This is a genomic window from Streptomyces sp. NPDC019937 (assembly GCF_040631655.1).
Taxonomy (GTDB): Bacteria; Actinomycetota; Actinomycetes; order Streptomycetales; family Streptomycetaceae; genus Streptomyces.
Genome location: NZ_JBEYAL010000008.1, coordinates 243,966 through 258,472 on the forward strand (window position 1 = coordinate 243,966; position 14,507 = coordinate 258,472).

Here is a 14,507-nt window from a genome sequence, read left to right on the forward strand (position 1 = left end):
CTCGTGGTCGTCCAGCGCCACACCACGAGAGAAGCACGCGAGAGGACGAACCCATGGACGCCCGGTTCAACCTGTTCGAGAACGAGACCTCCGCCAAGTTCGCCAAGCGGTTCGCCAACGCCGGTCTGGTGATCCACCAATCGTCGCTGCCGAAGTCCACGCAGGAGCTGGTGTCGCTGCGCGCCAGCCAGATCAACGGCTGCGGCTGGTGCGTCGACATGCACACCAAGGAGGCCGCGGCCGCCGGGGAGACCGCGGCCCGGCTCCACCTGGTCGCCACCTGGCGCGAGTCCACCGTGTTCACCGAGGCCGAGCGGGCCGCGCTGGCCCTCGCCGAAGAGGGCACCCGGCTCGCCGACGCCCACCCTGGCGTCTCGGACGAAACCTGGGCCCGGGTGCGCGAGAATTACGACGACGACCAGATCGCGGCGCTGGTCTCGCTGGTCGCCCTGATCAACGCGGCCAACCGGCTCGCCGTGATCGTGCACCAGCGGGGAGGCTCGTACGAGCCCGGCATGTTCGCCGCCGCGGTCAACTGACCGCTACGACCCGACCCGGCCCGGGGCCGGTGGCCCCGGGGCCGGGCCAAAGTCCTACTTCCGCCAGAACAGGTGGTGCGTCACCCCGCTCGGGCTGGGCACGACGTCGCGGTGGAAGCGGTCGAGCAGTTCGTCGGGCGACTCCCAGAGCCGTTCCCCGGCCTTGAGCTCCAGCGGCGCGACCACCACGTGCAGGGTGTCGACGAGATCGGCGTCGAGGAACTGCCGGATGGTGCTGACCCCGCCGCCGAGCCGGACGTCCTTGCCCCGCGCCGCCTCCCGCGCCCGCGCGAGGACCGAGGCCGGGTCGCCCTCGACGAAGTGGAAGGTGGTGTCGGACAGCGTGAACGAGGGGCGCGGGTGGTGGGTCATGACGAACACCGGGGTGTGAAACGGGGGCTCATCGCCCCACCAGCCCTGCCAGTCGTGGTCCTGCCAGGGCCCGCGCTGCGGCCCGAACTTGTTGCGGCCCATGATCTCGGCGCCGATGTTGCGGGCGAAGTCCCGCGTGAAGTAGTCGTCCAGACCGCGGCTCCCGCCGGGCTCGGTGCGCCCGGGCCAGCTCGCCGTGGCCCCGGCCCAGGCCATCAGCTGCCCGGGATCGGCGTCGCCGAACGGTCTCTCCAGGCTCTGGTGCTCACCGGCACCGAATCCGTCTCGCGAGACGGCGAAGTTCTGGACTCTCAGCAGCTGCGTCATGGGGCGCTCCTCCTGTGGGGTGTCGACGAAGTAGGGACCGTCCGGCCCGGGGAAACTCATCGCTTCACAGCGTTACGACGCGTTCGACGGCGGCCGCGACGAGAGCGTCCCGCTCCGCTTCCGAGAACACGTCCGGCAGCGTGAGCTGTTCGACGATCAGCCAGTTGAGCGCCAGATACAGCAGCCGGACCGCCGTGGCGTCACCGGGCAGGCCGGACGCCTCGTGATAGGCCACGTTGGCCTCCATGTCGGCGCGGACGCGCTCGGTCAGCACCGCGCGCAGGGCGGGCCGCCGGGTCGCCTCCAGGCGGAGTTCGAGGAGTGCCAGATAGCCGGTGCGGAAGGCGCTGATCCGGCCGACCAGCTCGCGCATCAGCGCCGCGTACCCCTCCCGGTCCCGGGTGCTCGCCTGCTGCCGCGCGATGGTCGCCTCGTCGGGCTGGAGCCGTTCGTAGACCCGGGCACCGGCCTGGGTGAGCAGGTCGTCGCGGTTGGCGAAGTAGTTGGAGGCCGTCCCGGCGGGCACCGCGGCCTCGGTGTCCACCGCCCGGAAGGTCAGCCCCCGCGCGCCCTCCGCGGCCAGCACCTCGATGGCGGCATCGACGAGGGCCGCCCTTCGTTCGTCGTTCCTGCGCACCATTGACACCACTCCATCTGTAGTACTACGTTCACACCACCTCAAGCAGAGTACTACGACTGGAGTGATTACGTGCGAGAGCTCGTCTACTACGTCGCCGTCAGCATCGACGGCTACATCGCCGGACCCGGCGGGGAGTTCGACTTCTACCCGGCGGGCGACGAGGCCCAGACCGCCGCCTACATGGGGGCGATGAACAAGCGCTACCCCGAGACCGTCCCCACCGCCATGCGCCCCGCCTGCGGCCTCACCGACGCGCCGAACCAGCACTTCGACACCGTCCTGATGGGCCTCGGCGCCTACCGCCCCGCACTGGACGCGGGCATCACCAGCCCGTACGCCCACCTGCGCCAGTACGTCGTCTCCACCACCCTCGGCCCCAGCCCCGACCCGGACGTGACGGTGATCGACGCCGACCCGCTCGCCCTGGTCCGCGACCTCAAGCGGGAGGAGGGCCAGGACATCTGGCTGTGCGGCGGCGGCCGACTCGCGGGGGCACTGCTGCCCGAGATCGACCAGCTGATCGTCAAGAGCTATCCGGTGGTCGCCGGATCCGGAATCCCCGCCTTCCAGGGCGAGTTCAGCCCCACCGTCTTCCGGGTGGCCGACCGCGAGTCGTTCGACGGCGGCGTGACGGTCACGTGGTTCACCCGGCGCTGACCGGCCCGTCCCGGACATGTCCGGGACACGGGAAACCCCCCAGGTCCCGGGGGATGCCGCGTCCGGGACAGTCGAGATCGCTTTACGGGCTCGGTCCGGAGCGGATTTTCTCTGTCGCAGCCGTCGGCACGGGTCGGCGGCACGAACGGAGGGAAACCACCCATGAACCGCAAGCTCGGCCTGACGGCGGCCTCGATCCTGATGGGCGCGGCGGCGGCGGTCGCCGTCCCCGCGACCGCCCAGGCCGCCCCGGCCGCGACCTGGCAGGACACCGGCCAGTACTACGCCAACTATTCCCGCTGCATGGCGGACGCGGACTACTACCTGGCGGCCTCGAACGTCTACGCCTACAAGTGCGTGAAGTCCGGCAGCCTCTACAAGGGCAGGGTCTACGCCGACTGACGACCACCCGCGTCACGCGTACTTCCTCGGGGGAGTGCGGCTCCCGTCAGCAGCGCGCTGACGGGAGCCGCGCTTTCGCCGTTGTCGGCTTCGGTACGAAGACCACGCCGACCCGTGTGAACGTCAGGTCTTGGGCTTGAGAGCACTTCCGGGGCGGAGTTCGCCGTCCTCGTCCACGTCGTTCAGCACGGCGGGCAGGCCGACGCTCAGCATCTTGCGCCGGACGTGACCCAGGATCCGGGTCATCAGGAGCCCGCCTGTGCCGGTGAAGCCCGTGTGGTCGTAGGTGAAGCGCGCTCCTGTGCCATGAGCTTCGATGCGGTAGGCGACCTCGGTGGTCTCGCCGCCGCCGTGGTCGGTCCACGAGTAGCGCAGCAGCCGGGGCTGCTCCACCTCCAGGACGACGCAGTCGACGATGCCGCTCCAGCCGGGCTTGGGCTTGGCGATGAACTGGAACGTGGAGCCGACGGTGGTGGTGAATCCTTCTGGGCGCGCCCCGGCCCCGGTGGCTGTCCATAGCGGTATGAGCCGGGGGTCGGTGACGGCGCGCCAGACCTTGGCGGGGGAGTGCGGATAGTCGCGGACGATGTGGATGGCGCTCATGGGGCTCCCCAGGCGGTCAGCTGAAGCACGGAACGTACAGTCGCTGAAAATTTACAGTAGCAGTAAATATTCTGCTGCTGTACTACGCTGTCGACATGAGCACGGTGGACTGGACGGCATGGCGCCCGCAGACCGCGGCGCCCGAGGCCGAAGGGCTGCGGGAGCAGAAGAAGCGCCTGTTGCGCCAACGCCTGTCCGATACCGCGACCGAGATGTTCCTGGAGCGCGGCTTCGACGCCGTCCGCGTAGCGGAGATCGCCCAGGCGTGCGGAGTCTCGGAGAAGACGGTCTACAACTACTTCCCCACCAAGGAATCGCTCATCCTGGACCAAGGCGAGTCCACGTTGGCTGCCCTGCGTAGCGGTCTGGCCGACACGGACCTTTCAGCGGTCGAAGCGGTGCTGCGGATCCTCTCCGATGAGTTGCGGGCCATGACCTCCTGGATCGCCGCGCAGGACGACCCCACCCAGGCCGCCGGCATGATCAGGCGCTTCGGCGCACTGACCAGGTCCACGCCCTCACTGAGGGCCTACCACCGGGACATGACCGACCGGCTCGTCGCCGCGGCGGCCGAGGCGCTGGCCCGGCGCAGCCATGGAAGCCCGGACGACCCGGAACCACAGATCGCGGCGACGGCTTTGCTCGGACTGTGGTCCATCCAGTTCCAGAGCCTCGGGAAACATCTGGACGGCGCCCGCACGGCGACACGGATTCATGAGGCGGTGACCGCCGACGTCCGCCGCGCGGCCAAGCTCATCGACACCGGTCTGGCCTCATTCGAAGGCGCCGCTCCGACTCGCTGACGTGTTCAGCCGCAGATCGCGTGAGAGCCCTCATGCGTCGGCAGGTTGCCGCCGGCGATCGCCCGGAGTTGGCAGATATATTTCGTAGCTCGATATATAGTCGATGCGTGACACGACAGAACCCGTCCTTGACGGAACCGCAGTACTTCATCCTTGCCGCGCTCATGGACGGGCCGTTGCACGGTTACGGCATCATCAAGGCCGCCGAGCAGGCCACCGACGGGCGGCTCCGGATCGCTGTCGGCACCCTCTACGGCGCGCTGGAGCGGATGGAGCGGGCCGGGCTGGTGGCCGCCGACCATGAGGAGATCGTGGACGGGCGGGCGCGGCGCTACTACAAGCTCACCGAGGACGGCACCGCGATGCTCAGCCGGGAGGCCTTGCGGATGCAGCAGGCGGCGGCCGTCGTCATCGGCCGCTCGCGGAATCCCGGAGCGGCCCCGGCATGAACCGTCTGCTGCTCGCGGCCTATCCCGAGCCCTACCGTTCCCGGCAGGGGGAGGAGTTGCTGGCCTGCCTGGCCGAGGCGTATCCCGGCCGCTCCTGGCCCCCGCCTCGGGAAGTCGCCGCCTTGGTGCGCGCCGGGGTGCAGGCCCGCGCCCGTGCCATCGTCGACAACACCACTCGGCCGTGGTGGCTGGACGGCATCCACCTGGCCGCCCTGGCCCTCGCCGCGCTGGCGCTGGTTCCGTACCTGCAGGATGTGTGGCACTGGGCACTGCACATCGACCCCGGACAGAACGCCATCGCCTTCCACTTCTCCGGCTGGTACCCGTGGGCCGGAGGTCCCACGCGGATACGGCTGCTGCCCTACGGGCTGCTCCCGCTGGGCTGCCTGATCGCGCTGCTGCGTGGCCGACCGTGGATCGCGCTGCCGGCCGCGGCAGCCATGATCTGGGCCGGCGCCACGTCCCACGGCCGCACCCTCTTCGGCGACGAGGGCAAGGCGGGCCTGGGCTACTACGGTCTTGGCACCCCGATAACCGCCCGTGACCTGGTCCTGTCGGGGACACTGTGCGCCGCGTGCGCCGTGCTGACGGCCTGCCGTCCCAGCCGTCTGCGGCGCCGCTCGTACCGCTGGCTGGTGCCCGTCGTGCTCGCCATGTACGTGGCCGGGGGCCTGCACATCATCTCCGTCAGTCCAACCTTCCAACGCGGCCTGTTCGCCCTCGAAGTCGCCGCGCTGATCGCCGCGTGGGTGGCGACGGCCTCCACCGGGGATTACCGGTGGCTGATCCCCGTCGCGGCGGTCGCGTTCATCCGCACGCAGGCGATCGTGATCCAGCCGCAGGGGTTCATGCAGTCCCTGCCGGACCTGGTCGTCCTCGTCCTCCTGATCGCCCCCCTCCCGGTCCTGGCGATCACCGCCCAGCGCCGACAGGGGCAGGCACTCGCCGAATAGGAGCGGACCCCCGGTGGGCCGACCGGGCCCGGCGGCCCACGTCGTGCCGCAAGCCGTGCGTGACCGAACTCCCCGCAACGGAAGAAACAGAGCGATGACACAGCACGATTCCCCGTCCCTGCCCGCGCACGGTCCGGGGGTCTCGAGGCAGGCCCCCGACGACCCCAGCCCGTCGCGTATGACACGGCCGTGGATGCCGGCTCTGCTGTACGCCCTGGGGTTCCTGACGGTCTACCTGCTCGCCATCTGCACCCCGTGGGGGCAACGAGCTGAGAACCCCTGGTTTTATCTCGGTGAACAGGGCGGCGAAGCGGCATGGATCTACCCCCTGTCAGGAGCGGAATACGGCTCGACGCCCCTGCCGCCGCTGGAACTGAGCGCCAAGCCCACCCTGATGGTGGGCCTGGCCGTCATCGTGGTCCTCACCCTGGTGCGGCGGTGCTGGCGGCAGGGGTGCGCGGCACTCGGGGTCGTCATTCTCACGGCCGGAGGCAACGATGTGCTCAAATCGACCATCCTGCCCCGCCCCGATCTGGTGGGCGCGCCCGAGAATCTCCTTGATCAGGGTTTCCCCAGCGGGCACTCGGCCATCCCCGCCGCGCTGACCCTCGCCGCCGTCCTCGTGGTTTCCCCCCGCATCCGCCCCTACGTCGCCACGGCCGGTGTGCTGTGGCTCGCATGCATCGCCGCCTACAGCGCGACCAACGGCGGCCACCGGCCCAGCGAAGTGCTGGGAGCCACACTGTTGGCCTGTGCCTGTTACGGCCTCGCAACCTGGCTGCTGCCGTCGGCCGCCGTGCCAGGCGCCACGCGGAGCCCCCGTGCGCTGCCCGTCATCACCCTGACGCTGGCACTGGCCATCGCCCTCGTTTCCGGCGCACGGAACGACACCCTCACAAGGTCACTGGTCTCCGGGGCGACGGGCTTCATATGTGCGGCCCTGGTCTGGTACGCCGCGGTCGGGCGGCCCGCACTCACCGCACGCCGCACACGCCCCGCACTGGGCTGACCACCCGGCAGGCTCCGGGCGGGAACCGGCGCATCCGGCGCTTCTGTGGCCGGGAAGCTGAGGATGATCTCAGCGTCCGGGTGCTGAGGGAAAGCCTCTTCGACCGCCTCGGCGAGGTCGTCGGCAGCGGTGCAGGCGGCCTCCAACTGGACCAGGAGCGCGAGCATCTGCTTGCCCAGCGCGTCCTCGACCATGGGCGGCTGTCGACGCGCCTGGCGGGCGATCCGGCGGAGGCGGTGCCCGTCGCTCCGGCGGACGCGTCCCCGGCGATCCAGTGGACGTCCCGCCGGCGATCTAGTGGGTGGACCCGGTGTGCTCCCGCACAGTCGCCGCCTCGCTCGCCGCCGTCCCGGCCCCCGGCTCGGCGCTCTTCCTCGCGAACCCGCGCCGGCCCGGCAGGACCGCGAGGACGACCAGTGTTCCGGCGGCCATGATGATCCCGCCGATGAGGCTGGTCTGGGCGACGCCGTGGGCGAAGGCCTGGTGGACGGCGTCCACGGCGGCCTGGGCCTGCTGGGGCCCGGCGGAGGGATCCTGCGCGACCCGCTCCGCGACGGCCAGGCCGGCGCCGACCGAGTCCTTGGCGGTCTCCATCGCCTCCGCCGGGAGCCGGTTGCCCACCAGGTCGGTCAGCTCGTCCCGGTAGGTCGTGCCCAGCAGCGAGCCCAGCACCGCGATGCCCAGCGCCCCGCCCAGCTCGAGCGCGGTGTCGTTGACACCGCCGCCGACGCCCAGCTCGGACTCGGGGAAGGAGCCCATGATCGTGTCGGTCGCCGGGGAGACGCTCAGTCCGAGCGCGAGGCCCAGCATCATCAGCGGCACCAGGAAGTCCCCGTACGTCGACCCCTTGTCGATCTGGGTGAGCAGGAACATGCCCGCCGTGCCGACGGTCATGCCGGTCACGACCATCACCCTCACCCCCAGCTTCGGGGTGAGCGTCCCGGTCACCGCGGACCCGAGGAACACCGCACCGCCCAGCGGCAGCAGCCGTACACCCGTGTCCAGGGCGCCGTAGCCGAGGACGAACTGCAGGAACTGCGTCGAGTAGTAGATCACGGCGAACATACCGAAGAAGAAGAACGTCACCGCGAGCATCGAGCCGGTGAAGGGCCGCAGCGCGAACTTTCGGACGCCCAGCATCGGGTGCGGGTGCCGCAGTTCCCAGGCGACGAAGGCGACCAGACCGACACCGGCGACCACGGCGGCGGTGACGGGGCCGACGCCCCAGCCGAAGTGCGGGCCCTCGATGGCGGCGTAGATCAGGGAGCCGACGGAGACGATCGACAGCAGACCACCGACGTAGTCGATCCGGCCCATGCCCTCCGCCTTGGACGGCGGTACCAGGGCGAGCGCGCCGAACACGGCGACGACGGCGATCGGCACGTTGATCAGGAAGGTCGAGCCCCAGGCGTGGTCCTCGAGCAGCCAGCCGGAGACCAGCGGGCCGACGGCTACCGCCAGCCCGGAGGTCGCGGCCCAGGCGGTGATGGCCTTGGCCCGCTCGCTCCGGGGGAAGGTCGCGACCACCAGGGACAGCGTGGCCGGCATCACGACCGCGGCACCCACACCCATGATCGCGCGGGCCACGATGACCAGCGAGGTCTCGTCGACCATGCTCCCCATCACCGAACCGCCGGCGAAGATCAGCAGACCCAGCACCAGCGCGCCGCGCCGGCTGTACTTGTCGCCGATCGCGCCCAGCACCAGCATCAGCGCCGCGTACGGAACGGTGTAGCTATCGACGACCCACTGCAGATCACTGCTGCTCAGGCCCAGGTCGGTGGTCATGTCGGGGGCGGCGACGATCAGCGACGTGTTCGCCATCACCGTGATCAGCAGGCTCAGGCACAGCACGAGCAGCGCCCACCAGCGCCGCACGTAAGGCCCGGCCATTTTCTCCACGGGGGTGTCCGCAAGGAAGGACATCAGTAGCTCCTGAGGGGAACGGGGCGGACGCGCGGGATCACTTGATTGCCCGTGAGGCGAGCGGGCGACGGGCTGAGATCTCGGGGCTTCAAGATCACGCTGTGGCCCCTTGTCGGCTTCCCTCGGCGATCCCCTGGAGGGCCGCGTCGGTGTCCGCGATGGCCAGCACCTTGTTGATGTCGATGCCGGCCAGCGCGCCGGCCGCAGCGGAGGCCCCGACCTGGGCAACCGGATCGGTGACGTTGCCGGCCACCCACACACCCGGCACCTCGGTGGTGCCGTCGATACCGGAGGCGAAAGTGCGGCCCGTCGGCAGGTCCCGCACCGGCAGGCCCAGACCTTCCAGGCCATGGGTGCGGGCCTGCATCTGCGGGGCGACCGCGAGGACGCGGCGGGCCACGACCTGGCCGTCGGCCAGGCGCACTCCGGTGAGGGCACCGTCCTCGTCGTTGACGACCTCGGTGACCGGGGTGTCGATGACGCGGATGCCGCGGGCGGCGAAGCGGGCGCGGCTGTCCTCGTCCAGGTCGGTGCCGTGGGTGAAGTAGGTCAGGTCCTCGGTCAGCTGACGGAACAGATACGCGTGGCCGATGGAGGCCGCGCCGGTGGCGAGGATGCCGATGGGCTCATCGCGCACCTCCCAGCCGTGGCAGTACGGGCAGTGCACCACACTGTGCCCCCAGTGCTCGGCGAGCCCGGGCACCTGTGGCAGCACATCCGTGAGGCCGGTGGCCACCAGGATGCGGCGGGCGGTGATGCGGCGGCCGTCGGCCAGGGAGACGGTGAACCGAAGGTCCCCGTCCGCCGACGGGGCGGCGGACTCGGCCGAGACCACCTCGCCGGACACGACGCGTCCGCCGTACTGGCGCACCTGCTCCCGGCCCCGTCGAAGGATCTCGGGCGGCGGGGTGCCGTCCAGGGCGATGAGGCCGTGCACGGCCTCCGCGGGCGCGTTGCGCGGGGAGCCGCTGTCGATCACGACGACCGAGCGGCGGGAGCGGGCGAGGATCAGTGCACCGTTCAGCCCCGCGGCGCCCCCGCCGATCACCACCGCGTCGACAATCCCCTCGGCCAGTGCGTCGCTCGCGTACGGAGGAGTCGTCACAGCCATGGCCTCCTGCCTTTCCTTGTCAGTCATGGTTCGGTCAACCTTTCTCCAGTCCGGCGATGAAACTCGCCAGGCGTGCACGCACCCTGTCCGGTGAGCTCAGGATGGTTGTTTACTGAATAGTCCAAAACCTAGGTAGTTCTGTACTGAGTTGTCAAGTATGGCAGGTCGGCTTTACCTTCTCTGTATGGCGAGACCGCGAAGCTTCGACCACGACCACGTCCTCCATGCCGCCGAGCGGCAGTTCCGCACCTCGGGCTACAACGGCACGAGCGTCGACGACATCAGCGCCGCCACCGGCCTGGGCCGCGGCAGCCTCTATGCCGCGTTCGACGGCAAGCACGGCGTGCTGCTGCAGGCGATGGGCAGGTACTCCGCCCGGCTGGGGTTGGCGGTAGAGGTGCTCGCCGGACCGGACGAGGGCGCCCTGGAACGACTGCACGGGTTCTTGCTCCGCGCCGTCCACGGGGTGCCACTCGCCCACGACGTACCCCCTGCCCCTGACCGGGCGGCGGCGGCCTGCTTCGCCGCCAAGATGGCCCTGGAGCTCGGCGCCTCCGACCCCGAGGTGGAACGCATGGCCAACGCCTGCTTCTCCGCGGTCGCGACGTCGGTGGCCGAGTGTGTGCGAGCGGCGCAGCGCAGCGGCGACATCGACCCCGACGCGGATCCTGACGACCTTGCGTACCTTCTGCTGACCATCGTCCGCGGGATCGATGTCGTAGGCGCGTCCGGCCACAGTCCCGCCCGCCTGACCTCGATCGCGGAGAGCGCGTTCGCACTGTTGCCCCGCCGGCACCACCGCTGACTCACCACGGTGCAGGCCGTGCACGGGCTGCCGGTGTCGGAGCGGGCGATGGGCATGGCGCAGCTGGTCGTGAGCGAGCTGGTCACCAACGCCCGCAGGTACGCGCCCGGCCCGTGCCTGCTGGACCTGGGGAGTGTCGGTGCGCCGGTCCAGCTCGGTGCGGAGTTCGTGGGTGACCTGATGGAAGGCGAGCCCGAAGTCATCTTCTGCGTGGATGGGTTCGGGCCGCTCAACCCGGCGAACGTTGCCTGATGAAGCACTGGTACGAAACGCCGCGCCCCTCCGCTTCCCGTCATCGGGGAGGCGGAGGGGCGGTTCGTCCGGGGCTGGTTACGCGGTGACGCTGACCGGCGAGAGGCAGGACTCCCAGTCGCCCTTGACCACGCAGACCTTCATGGTGTGCCTGGAGCCCTCGCCGAGGTTGCCGGTGGCCCAGGCGCTCCAGTAGGGCGAGCCGTGACCGCGCGTCGAGGCCACGCGGCCGGTGTCGAGGCGGGCCTCGACGCCCAGACCGTCGGCGGCGCCGTCGTAGGCGATGAGCGCGTCACCGGGGTCGGTGGCGCCGTCCCCGTTGATGTCGCCGCCCGGGTCCTGGCTCCAGATGCCCGTCCCGGCATAGACGCCACCGTAGTAGATGTCCACCCCGGTGTACGGGCTCTGGGCCAGCTGCGGTCTGAGGACGTAGGTGAGCTTGGCCTTCCCGTCATCGGCCTGGGCGGTGGCCTGGGTGGCCGCCACGGCACCCAACGCGAGCATGCAGGCGGCGCCCACCTTAAGCGTCTTTCGGATCATTTGTTCCCCCATGTGTCTCGAAATGCTCACTGAGCATCTGGAGCACCATGCTTAACCTGGCAGGGGCGCGCAACAAGCGCGATTCCGGCCACTGGTGACGGAGGTATAGGCCATTCCGCTGCCGGCTGTGGATCGCCTATGAGGGACCTGTCACCAGATGTCGGGGGTCGGGATCGCCCGGCTGAAGTCGCCCGCCCGCAGTGCCTCGGTGGGGATCGACCAGTGCATCCAGCCGCCGTCGCCGCCGATGTACCACTCGCCCTGCCCGGAGAGCTGCAGCAGGTGGTGGTAGAGGTTCGGGTCTTCGTGGTTCGGCAGCATCGGTGAGCTTCCGGTGGGGAATTGCGGTCGGCCGAAGGCGATGTCCTCCGAGTCGAGCGCGCCCGGCCGTTGGGACCACTCGGTCAACAGGCCCTCCAGGTGCATGGCGGGCATGGCCCTGGCCATGTAATCGACGTCGGGCCCCAGGTCGAGGTCGTTCCAGGCGGGGTCGAACGAGTCGGGGAAGGCGAAGCCGGGCGCCGCCGCCCACGGGACCGGCTCGAAGACGCTCGACCGGGCGGGCGGGGCCGTCTCCACGGCATGCGCGGAGCGGGCCGCGATCACCGCCCCCAATCGCGGGTCGAGGCAGCCGTACTTGATCGAAAGCTCCATGGCGGACGGGTCGGCCATCTCCGAGTCGCTGTCGAGGGAGAAGAAGTTGAGCAGGCCCGTCCCGGCCGGGAGGACGCCGTCGAGCCAGGGGGCCAGGGCATCGGTGTCGAGGACGGCGAGCAGGCTCAGCGGAAAGCCGTCGCAGGCCGGCCACTCCGTACCCGGTTCGAGCATCGCCCGCCCACCGAACCGGCTGTGCCCGGCGGCCTCACCGGGCCCGGCCTCGGAGAGCGCGAAGCCGGGGCGGGCGAGGCGGACGAAGCGGTCCGCGAGGTCCGCGCCGAGACGTTCGGCGCAGAAGTCGCGCAGGGCGGTGAGCGTGGCGTTCGGTTCCATACGGGGGATTCAAACAGCCGCGTATGACACCGCGACGGAGCGGAACGTTCCGGTGGGCCGGCCCGTTGGCCCTGGGCCCGTACACGTCGCCGACCCCGGGAGCATCCGTGCCCGAAGCCACGCCCGCCGCCTCCACCGTTCTCCCCGTGCTCCCGGCCCTGAGCGCGCAGGCCGAGCGGTTGATCGAGCTGGGGGTACACGAGATCGCCGGGCTGCCCGCCGCCGAACTCCGCGCCTTCGCCGCAGGCGCCGAGGGCCCCGCGGGCGGTGACGGTGTCCTGCTCGCCGTTCACCCGGGCCGAGCCCCGGCCTCGGCCCTCGCGCCGTTGCTCCGCCGCGACGACAAGCCGGGCTTCGTCGTCACCGACATGCCCGACGTCGACCTCTTCGCCCCGCTCGACACGGTCGCGCTGCCCGACGCCCCGCTCTACCTCGTCACCGGCCTCGACCGCGGCGACCACATGGCCAACTGGAGCCCGAACGAGGCACTGCCCGCCCTCACCGCGGAGGCCCGCACCCCGCTGCTGCTCACCGAGGGCATCCACTGGGTCATCCAGCAGCCCGCCGCCCTGGAGCGCAACCGCTGCTTCATGACCATCGGCTCCCGGCTGCGCAAGGCCAACGGCGCCCTGGACGCCCGCACCCCGGCCATCTGGATCAGCAACGGCACCGGCCGGGACGGCCGCGAACGCCGCAACGCCCCCAAGGTCGGCTGGTGCTGGGCCGGCAACCGGCACACCTGGCTGGGCTTCGCCTCCGCGACGGGGCGCAGTGCCCCGGGCCGGTAAGGAGTCGCGACCACGAGGTCTACAGAGGCCGACGGCGCCCGTCCGGAAGGTGCCACGCATAGTGGCGGACCGTTCTGCTCGACACGGCAGACGACGGCGCGGGCGGACGCCCCGAGGTGCGGCGCGGCGAGCTGCGACAGATCCTGCTCGGCTCATTCCCGGTCGGCACCGTCCGGTGGGTCAGCAGCACCCGTGTCTTCGGGAGGAACCGCACCCGTCCCGCCTGAGCTGGTCCGGGCAAGATCGATAGTGGGCGGAGGCCGGCGTCGTGGGTCTGGATCTGAACCTGCTGGTGCCGTTGGACGCGCTGTTGCAGGAGTGCAGTGTGACGCGGGCGGCCCAGCGGCTGGGTCTGAGCCAACCCACCGTGAGCGCCGCACTGGCCCGGCTGCGCCGCCACTTCGGCGATGAACTGCTCACCCGCGTGGGGAACGCCTACGAGCTCACCCCGCTGGCCGAGCGCCTGGCCGAGCAGACCGCGCAGGCGCTCGGCTCGGCGGACCGGGTCTTCCAGACCCGCCCCGACTTCGACCCCGCCCAAGCGCGGCGCGAGTTCACCCTGGTGGTGACCGACGTGCATCTGGCGACCTTCGGCCGGACGCTGGCCGCCCTGGTGCGCGACACGGCGCCGGGGGTGCGGCTGCGCTTCCAACACCTCATCCCGCAGATCATCCGCCGCGCTGATGAGCATCTGCGCACCGTGGACGCCGCCCGCTTTCCCATCACCGGACGGGGCGGGGAGTCGCTGTCCGACAAGTGGGCCGGCGGCGTACGCACGCTGCACGGCATCCTGGCCGTCGGCTTTCCCAATCTGTTCCTGGTCGGCAGCCCCGCCCAGGCCGCGTTCCCGAACAACTACGCGTATCTCCTGTACGGGCAGGGAAGTTACGTCTCCACCCTCGTCAAGCGCTGCCTCGACGAGGGTTTCACGAGCGTCGAGGTCCACCCGGAGGCGGAGGAGCGCTGGGCGCAGCAGATCAAGGAAAGGGCCGCGGGCATTCCCGCAGTGGATTTCGGCTGCGCACCCACCCCTTACGGGGGACTGATCAGCTCCGGGTATCCCGGCGGGCCGGTCGAGTACCTCCGGATCTGCCGGGAGTGGCTGGAGGACGGGTGGCAGCGCGACCTGATCTTCCGGTCCCCGTCCGACGCGACGGCCTGAGTTCGAGTAGTCCACCCGCCCTGGGATTTGTCGGCCGCCACGACCGCCCCACGCCCGCCGCGCTGTGCCTGCTAGGGGGTGTCGTGTGGATCAGGCCGGATCAGCGAGCGGCGTCTGGTGCGGTGCCTCGCAACCCGCGTGAGGAGAGCGCAGCGGCGCTGCGTGCGACGAGCGCGGGG

At 70.6% G+C, this 14,507-nt stretch carries 17 protein-coding genes and 3 pseudogenes; 12 read left to right on the top strand and 8 right to left on the bottom strand.

What is annotated here, in order from left to right:
• The first annotated feature begins 53 nt into the window (after window positions 1–53).
• On the top strand, window positions 54–539 hold the full coding sequence (locus tag ABZ562_RS10765) for a carboxymuconolactone decarboxylase family protein (protein WP_361476416.1): 486 nt from the start codon (window positions 54–56) through the stop codon (window positions 537–539).
• Window positions 540–593: 54 nt separating this feature from the next.
• Here ABZ562_RS10765 and ABZ562_RS10770 read toward each other — a convergent pair whose 3' ends face one another.
• Window positions 594–1,238 (bottom strand): dihydrofolate reductase family protein, encoded by a 645-nt coding sequence (locus ABZ562_RS10770; RefSeq protein WP_361476418.1) that lies wholly within the window; start codon window positions 1,236–1,238, stop codon window positions 594–596.
• Window positions 1,239–1,302: 64 nt separating this feature from the next.
• Complete coding sequence (locus ABZ562_RS10775; RefSeq protein WP_361476420.1) at window positions 1,303–1,878, bottom strand: TetR family transcriptional regulator; 576 nt, start codon at window positions 1,876–1,878, stop codon at window positions 1,303–1,305.
• 69 nt (window positions 1,879–1,947) lie between these two features.
• On the opposite strand from ABZ562_RS10775, the gene ABZ562_RS10780 reads away from it, so the two are divergent.
• Both ABZ562_RS10780 and ABZ562_RS10785 read left to right on the top strand, forming a co-directional pair.
• Window positions 1,948–2,535 carry a dihydrofolate reductase family protein gene (locus ABZ562_RS10780; protein WP_361476422.1) on the top strand — a complete coding sequence of 196 codons (588 nt, stop codon included), beginning with the start codon at window positions 1,948–1,950 and terminating at the stop codon, window positions 2,533–2,535.
• 162 nt (window positions 2,536–2,697) lie between these two features.
• On the top strand, window positions 2,698–2,937 hold the full coding sequence (locus ABZ562_RS10785; RefSeq protein ID WP_361476424.1) for a hypothetical protein: 240 nt from the start codon (window positions 2,698–2,700) through the stop codon (window positions 2,935–2,937).
• 123 nt (window positions 2,938–3,060) lie between these two features.
• Here ABZ562_RS10785 and ABZ562_RS10790 read toward each other — a convergent pair whose 3' ends face one another.
• Window positions 3,061–3,540: an SRPBCC domain-containing protein gene (locus ABZ562_RS10790; RefSeq protein ID WP_361476426.1), complete on the bottom strand. Its 480-nt coding sequence runs from the start codon at window positions 3,538–3,540 to the stop codon at window positions 3,061–3,063.
• A 95-nt stretch (window positions 3,541–3,635) separates the two neighbouring features.
• On the opposite strand from ABZ562_RS10790, the gene ABZ562_RS10795 reads away from it, so the two are divergent.
• From ABZ562_RS10795 to ABZ562_RS10810, 4 genes are all read left to right on the top strand, one after another.
• Window positions 3,636–4,343: a TetR family transcriptional regulator gene (locus ABZ562_RS10795; RefSeq protein WP_361476428.1), complete on the top strand. Its 708-nt coding sequence runs from the start codon at window positions 3,636–3,638 to the stop codon at window positions 4,341–4,343.
• A 107-nt stretch (window positions 4,344–4,450) separates the two neighbouring features.
• Complete coding sequence (locus tag ABZ562_RS10800; RefSeq protein ID WP_361476430.1) at window positions 4,451–4,792, top strand: helix-turn-helix transcriptional regulator; 342 nt, start codon at window positions 4,451–4,453, stop codon at window positions 4,790–4,792.
• Window positions 4,789–5,745, top strand: a complete 957-nt coding sequence (locus ABZ562_RS10805) for a hypothetical protein (RefSeq protein WP_361476432.1) — start codon at window positions 4,789–4,791, stop codon at window positions 5,743–5,745. Before ABZ562_RS10800 ends, ABZ562_RS10805 begins: the two co-directional genes overlap by 4 nt.
• A gap of 94 nt (window positions 5,746–5,839) precedes the next feature.
• Window positions 5,840–6,754, top strand: a complete 915-nt coding sequence (locus ABZ562_RS10810) for a phosphatase PAP2 family protein (RefSeq protein ID WP_361476434.1) — start codon at window positions 5,840–5,842, stop codon at window positions 6,752–6,754.
• 50 nt (window positions 6,755–6,804) lie between these two features.
• On the opposite strand, the pseudogene ABZ562_RS10815 reads toward ABZ562_RS10810, so the two are convergent.
• The 3 genes and pseudogenes from ABZ562_RS10815 to ABZ562_RS10825 all read right to left on the bottom strand — a co-directional run.
• A pseudogene (locus tag ABZ562_RS10815) lies at window positions 6,805–7,002 on the bottom strand (IS110 family transposase); the annotation flags it as partial.
• A 46-nt stretch (window positions 7,003–7,048) separates the two neighbouring features.
• Complete coding sequence (locus tag ABZ562_RS10820) at window positions 7,049–8,680, bottom strand: MFS transporter (protein ID WP_361476436.1); 1,632 nt, start codon at window positions 8,678–8,680, stop codon at window positions 7,049–7,051.
• 94 nt (window positions 8,681–8,774) lie between these two features.
• A complete protein-coding gene (locus tag ABZ562_RS10825) occupies window positions 8,775–9,791 on the bottom strand; it encodes an NAD(P)/FAD-dependent oxidoreductase (RefSeq protein ID WP_361476462.1) in 1,017 nt (338 codons plus the stop codon).
• Window positions 9,792–9,975: 184 nt separating this feature from the next.
• On the opposite strand from ABZ562_RS10825, the gene ABZ562_RS10830 reads away from it, so the two are divergent.
• Entirely contained in the window at window positions 9,976–10,596 is a 621-nt protein-coding gene (locus tag ABZ562_RS10830) for a TetR/AcrR family transcriptional regulator (protein WP_361476438.1), read from the top strand.
• Window positions 10,597–10,725, top strand: a pseudogene (locus ABZ562_RS10835) (ATP-binding protein); the annotation flags it as partial.
• Between the two features lie 201 nt (window positions 10,726–10,926).
• Here ABZ562_RS10835 and ABZ562_RS10840 read toward each other — a convergent pair.
• Both ABZ562_RS10840 and ABZ562_RS10845 read right to left on the bottom strand, forming a co-directional pair.
• Window positions 10,927–11,388: a hypothetical protein gene (locus ABZ562_RS10840; RefSeq protein WP_361476440.1), complete on the bottom strand. Its 462-nt coding sequence runs from the start codon at window positions 11,386–11,388 to the stop codon at window positions 10,927–10,929.
• A gap of 150 nt (window positions 11,389–11,538) precedes the next feature.
• Entirely contained in the window at window positions 11,539–12,378 is an 840-nt protein-coding gene (locus ABZ562_RS10845; RefSeq protein ID WP_361476442.1) for a DUF1963 domain-containing protein, read from the bottom strand.
• Between the two features lie 107 nt (window positions 12,379–12,485).
• Between ABZ562_RS10845 and ABZ562_RS10850 the strand changes: the two genes are divergently transcribed.
• The 3 genes and pseudogenes from ABZ562_RS10850 to ABZ562_RS10860 all read left to right on the top strand — a co-directional run bounded on the left by ABZ562_RS10850 (window position 12,486) and on the right by ABZ562_RS10860 (window position 14,328).
• The gene (locus tag ABZ562_RS10850; RefSeq protein WP_361476444.1) at window positions 12,486–13,166 is read left to right on the top strand and encodes a DUF5701 family protein; all 681 of its coding nucleotides are present in this window, start codon (window positions 12,486–12,488) and stop codon (window positions 13,164–13,166) included.
• 68 nt (window positions 13,167–13,234) lie between these two features.
• Window positions 13,235–13,345 (top strand): annotated as a pseudogene (locus ABZ562_RS10855) (FAD-dependent monooxygenase); the annotation flags it as partial.
• Window positions 13,346–13,434: 89 nt separating this feature from the next.
• Entirely contained in the window at window positions 13,435–14,328 is an 894-nt protein-coding gene (locus ABZ562_RS10860; RefSeq protein WP_361476445.1) for a LysR family transcriptional regulator, read from the top strand.
• The last annotated feature ends 179 nt before the right edge of the window (window positions 14,329–14,507 follow it).

What these genes read in the sequence shown, in the direction of transcription:
- ABZ562_RS10765 (WP_361476416.1), top strand. Translation starts at nt 54, where the DNA reads ATGGACGCCCGGTTCAACCTGTTCGAGAACGAGACCTCCGCCAAGTTC.
- ABZ562_RS10775 (WP_361476420.1), bottom strand. Translation starts at nt 1,878, where the DNA reads ATGGTGCGCAGGAACGACGAACGAAGGGCGGCCCTCGTCGATGCCGCC.
- ABZ562_RS10825 (WP_361476462.1), bottom strand. Translation starts at nt 9,791, where the DNA reads ATGGCTGTGACGACTCCTCCGTACGCGAGCGACGCACTGGCCGAGGGG.
- ABZ562_RS10785 (WP_361476424.1), top strand. Translation starts at nt 2,698, where the DNA reads ATGAACCGCAAGCTCGGCCTGACGGCGGCCTCGATCCTGATGGGCGCG.
- ABZ562_RS10790 (WP_361476426.1), bottom strand. Translation starts at nt 3,540, where the DNA reads ATGAGCGCCATCCACATCGTCCGCGACTATCCGCACTCCCCCGCCAAG.
- ABZ562_RS10770 (WP_361476418.1), bottom strand. Translation starts at nt 1,238, where the DNA reads ATGACGCAGCTGCTGAGAGTCCAGAACTTCGCCGTCTCGCGAGACGGA.
- ABZ562_RS10805 (WP_361476432.1), top strand. Translation starts at nt 4,789, where the DNA reads ATGAACCGTCTGCTGCTCGCGGCCTATCCCGAGCCCTACCGTTCCCGG.
- ABZ562_RS10795 (WP_361476428.1), top strand. Translation starts at nt 3,636, where the DNA reads ATGAGCACGGTGGACTGGACGGCATGGCGCCCGCAGACCGCGGCGCCC.
- ABZ562_RS10845 (WP_361476442.1), bottom strand. Translation starts at nt 12,378, where the DNA reads ATGGAACCGAACGCCACGCTCACCGCCCTGCGCGACTTCTGCGCCGAA.
- ABZ562_RS10810 (WP_361476434.1), top strand. Translation starts at nt 5,840, where the DNA reads ATGACACAGCACGATTCCCCGTCCCTGCCCGCGCACGGTCCGGGGGTC.
- ABZ562_RS10830 (WP_361476438.1), top strand. Translation starts at nt 9,976, where the DNA reads ATGGCGAGACCGCGAAGCTTCGACCACGACCACGTCCTCCATGCCGCC.
- ABZ562_RS10820 (WP_361476436.1), bottom strand. Translation starts at nt 8,680, where the DNA reads ATGTCCTTCCTTGCGGACACCCCCGTGGAGAAAATGGCCGGGCCTTAC.
- ABZ562_RS10840 (WP_361476440.1), bottom strand. Translation starts at nt 11,388, where the DNA reads ATGATCCGAAAGACGCTTAAGGTGGGCGCCGCCTGCATGCTCGCGTTG.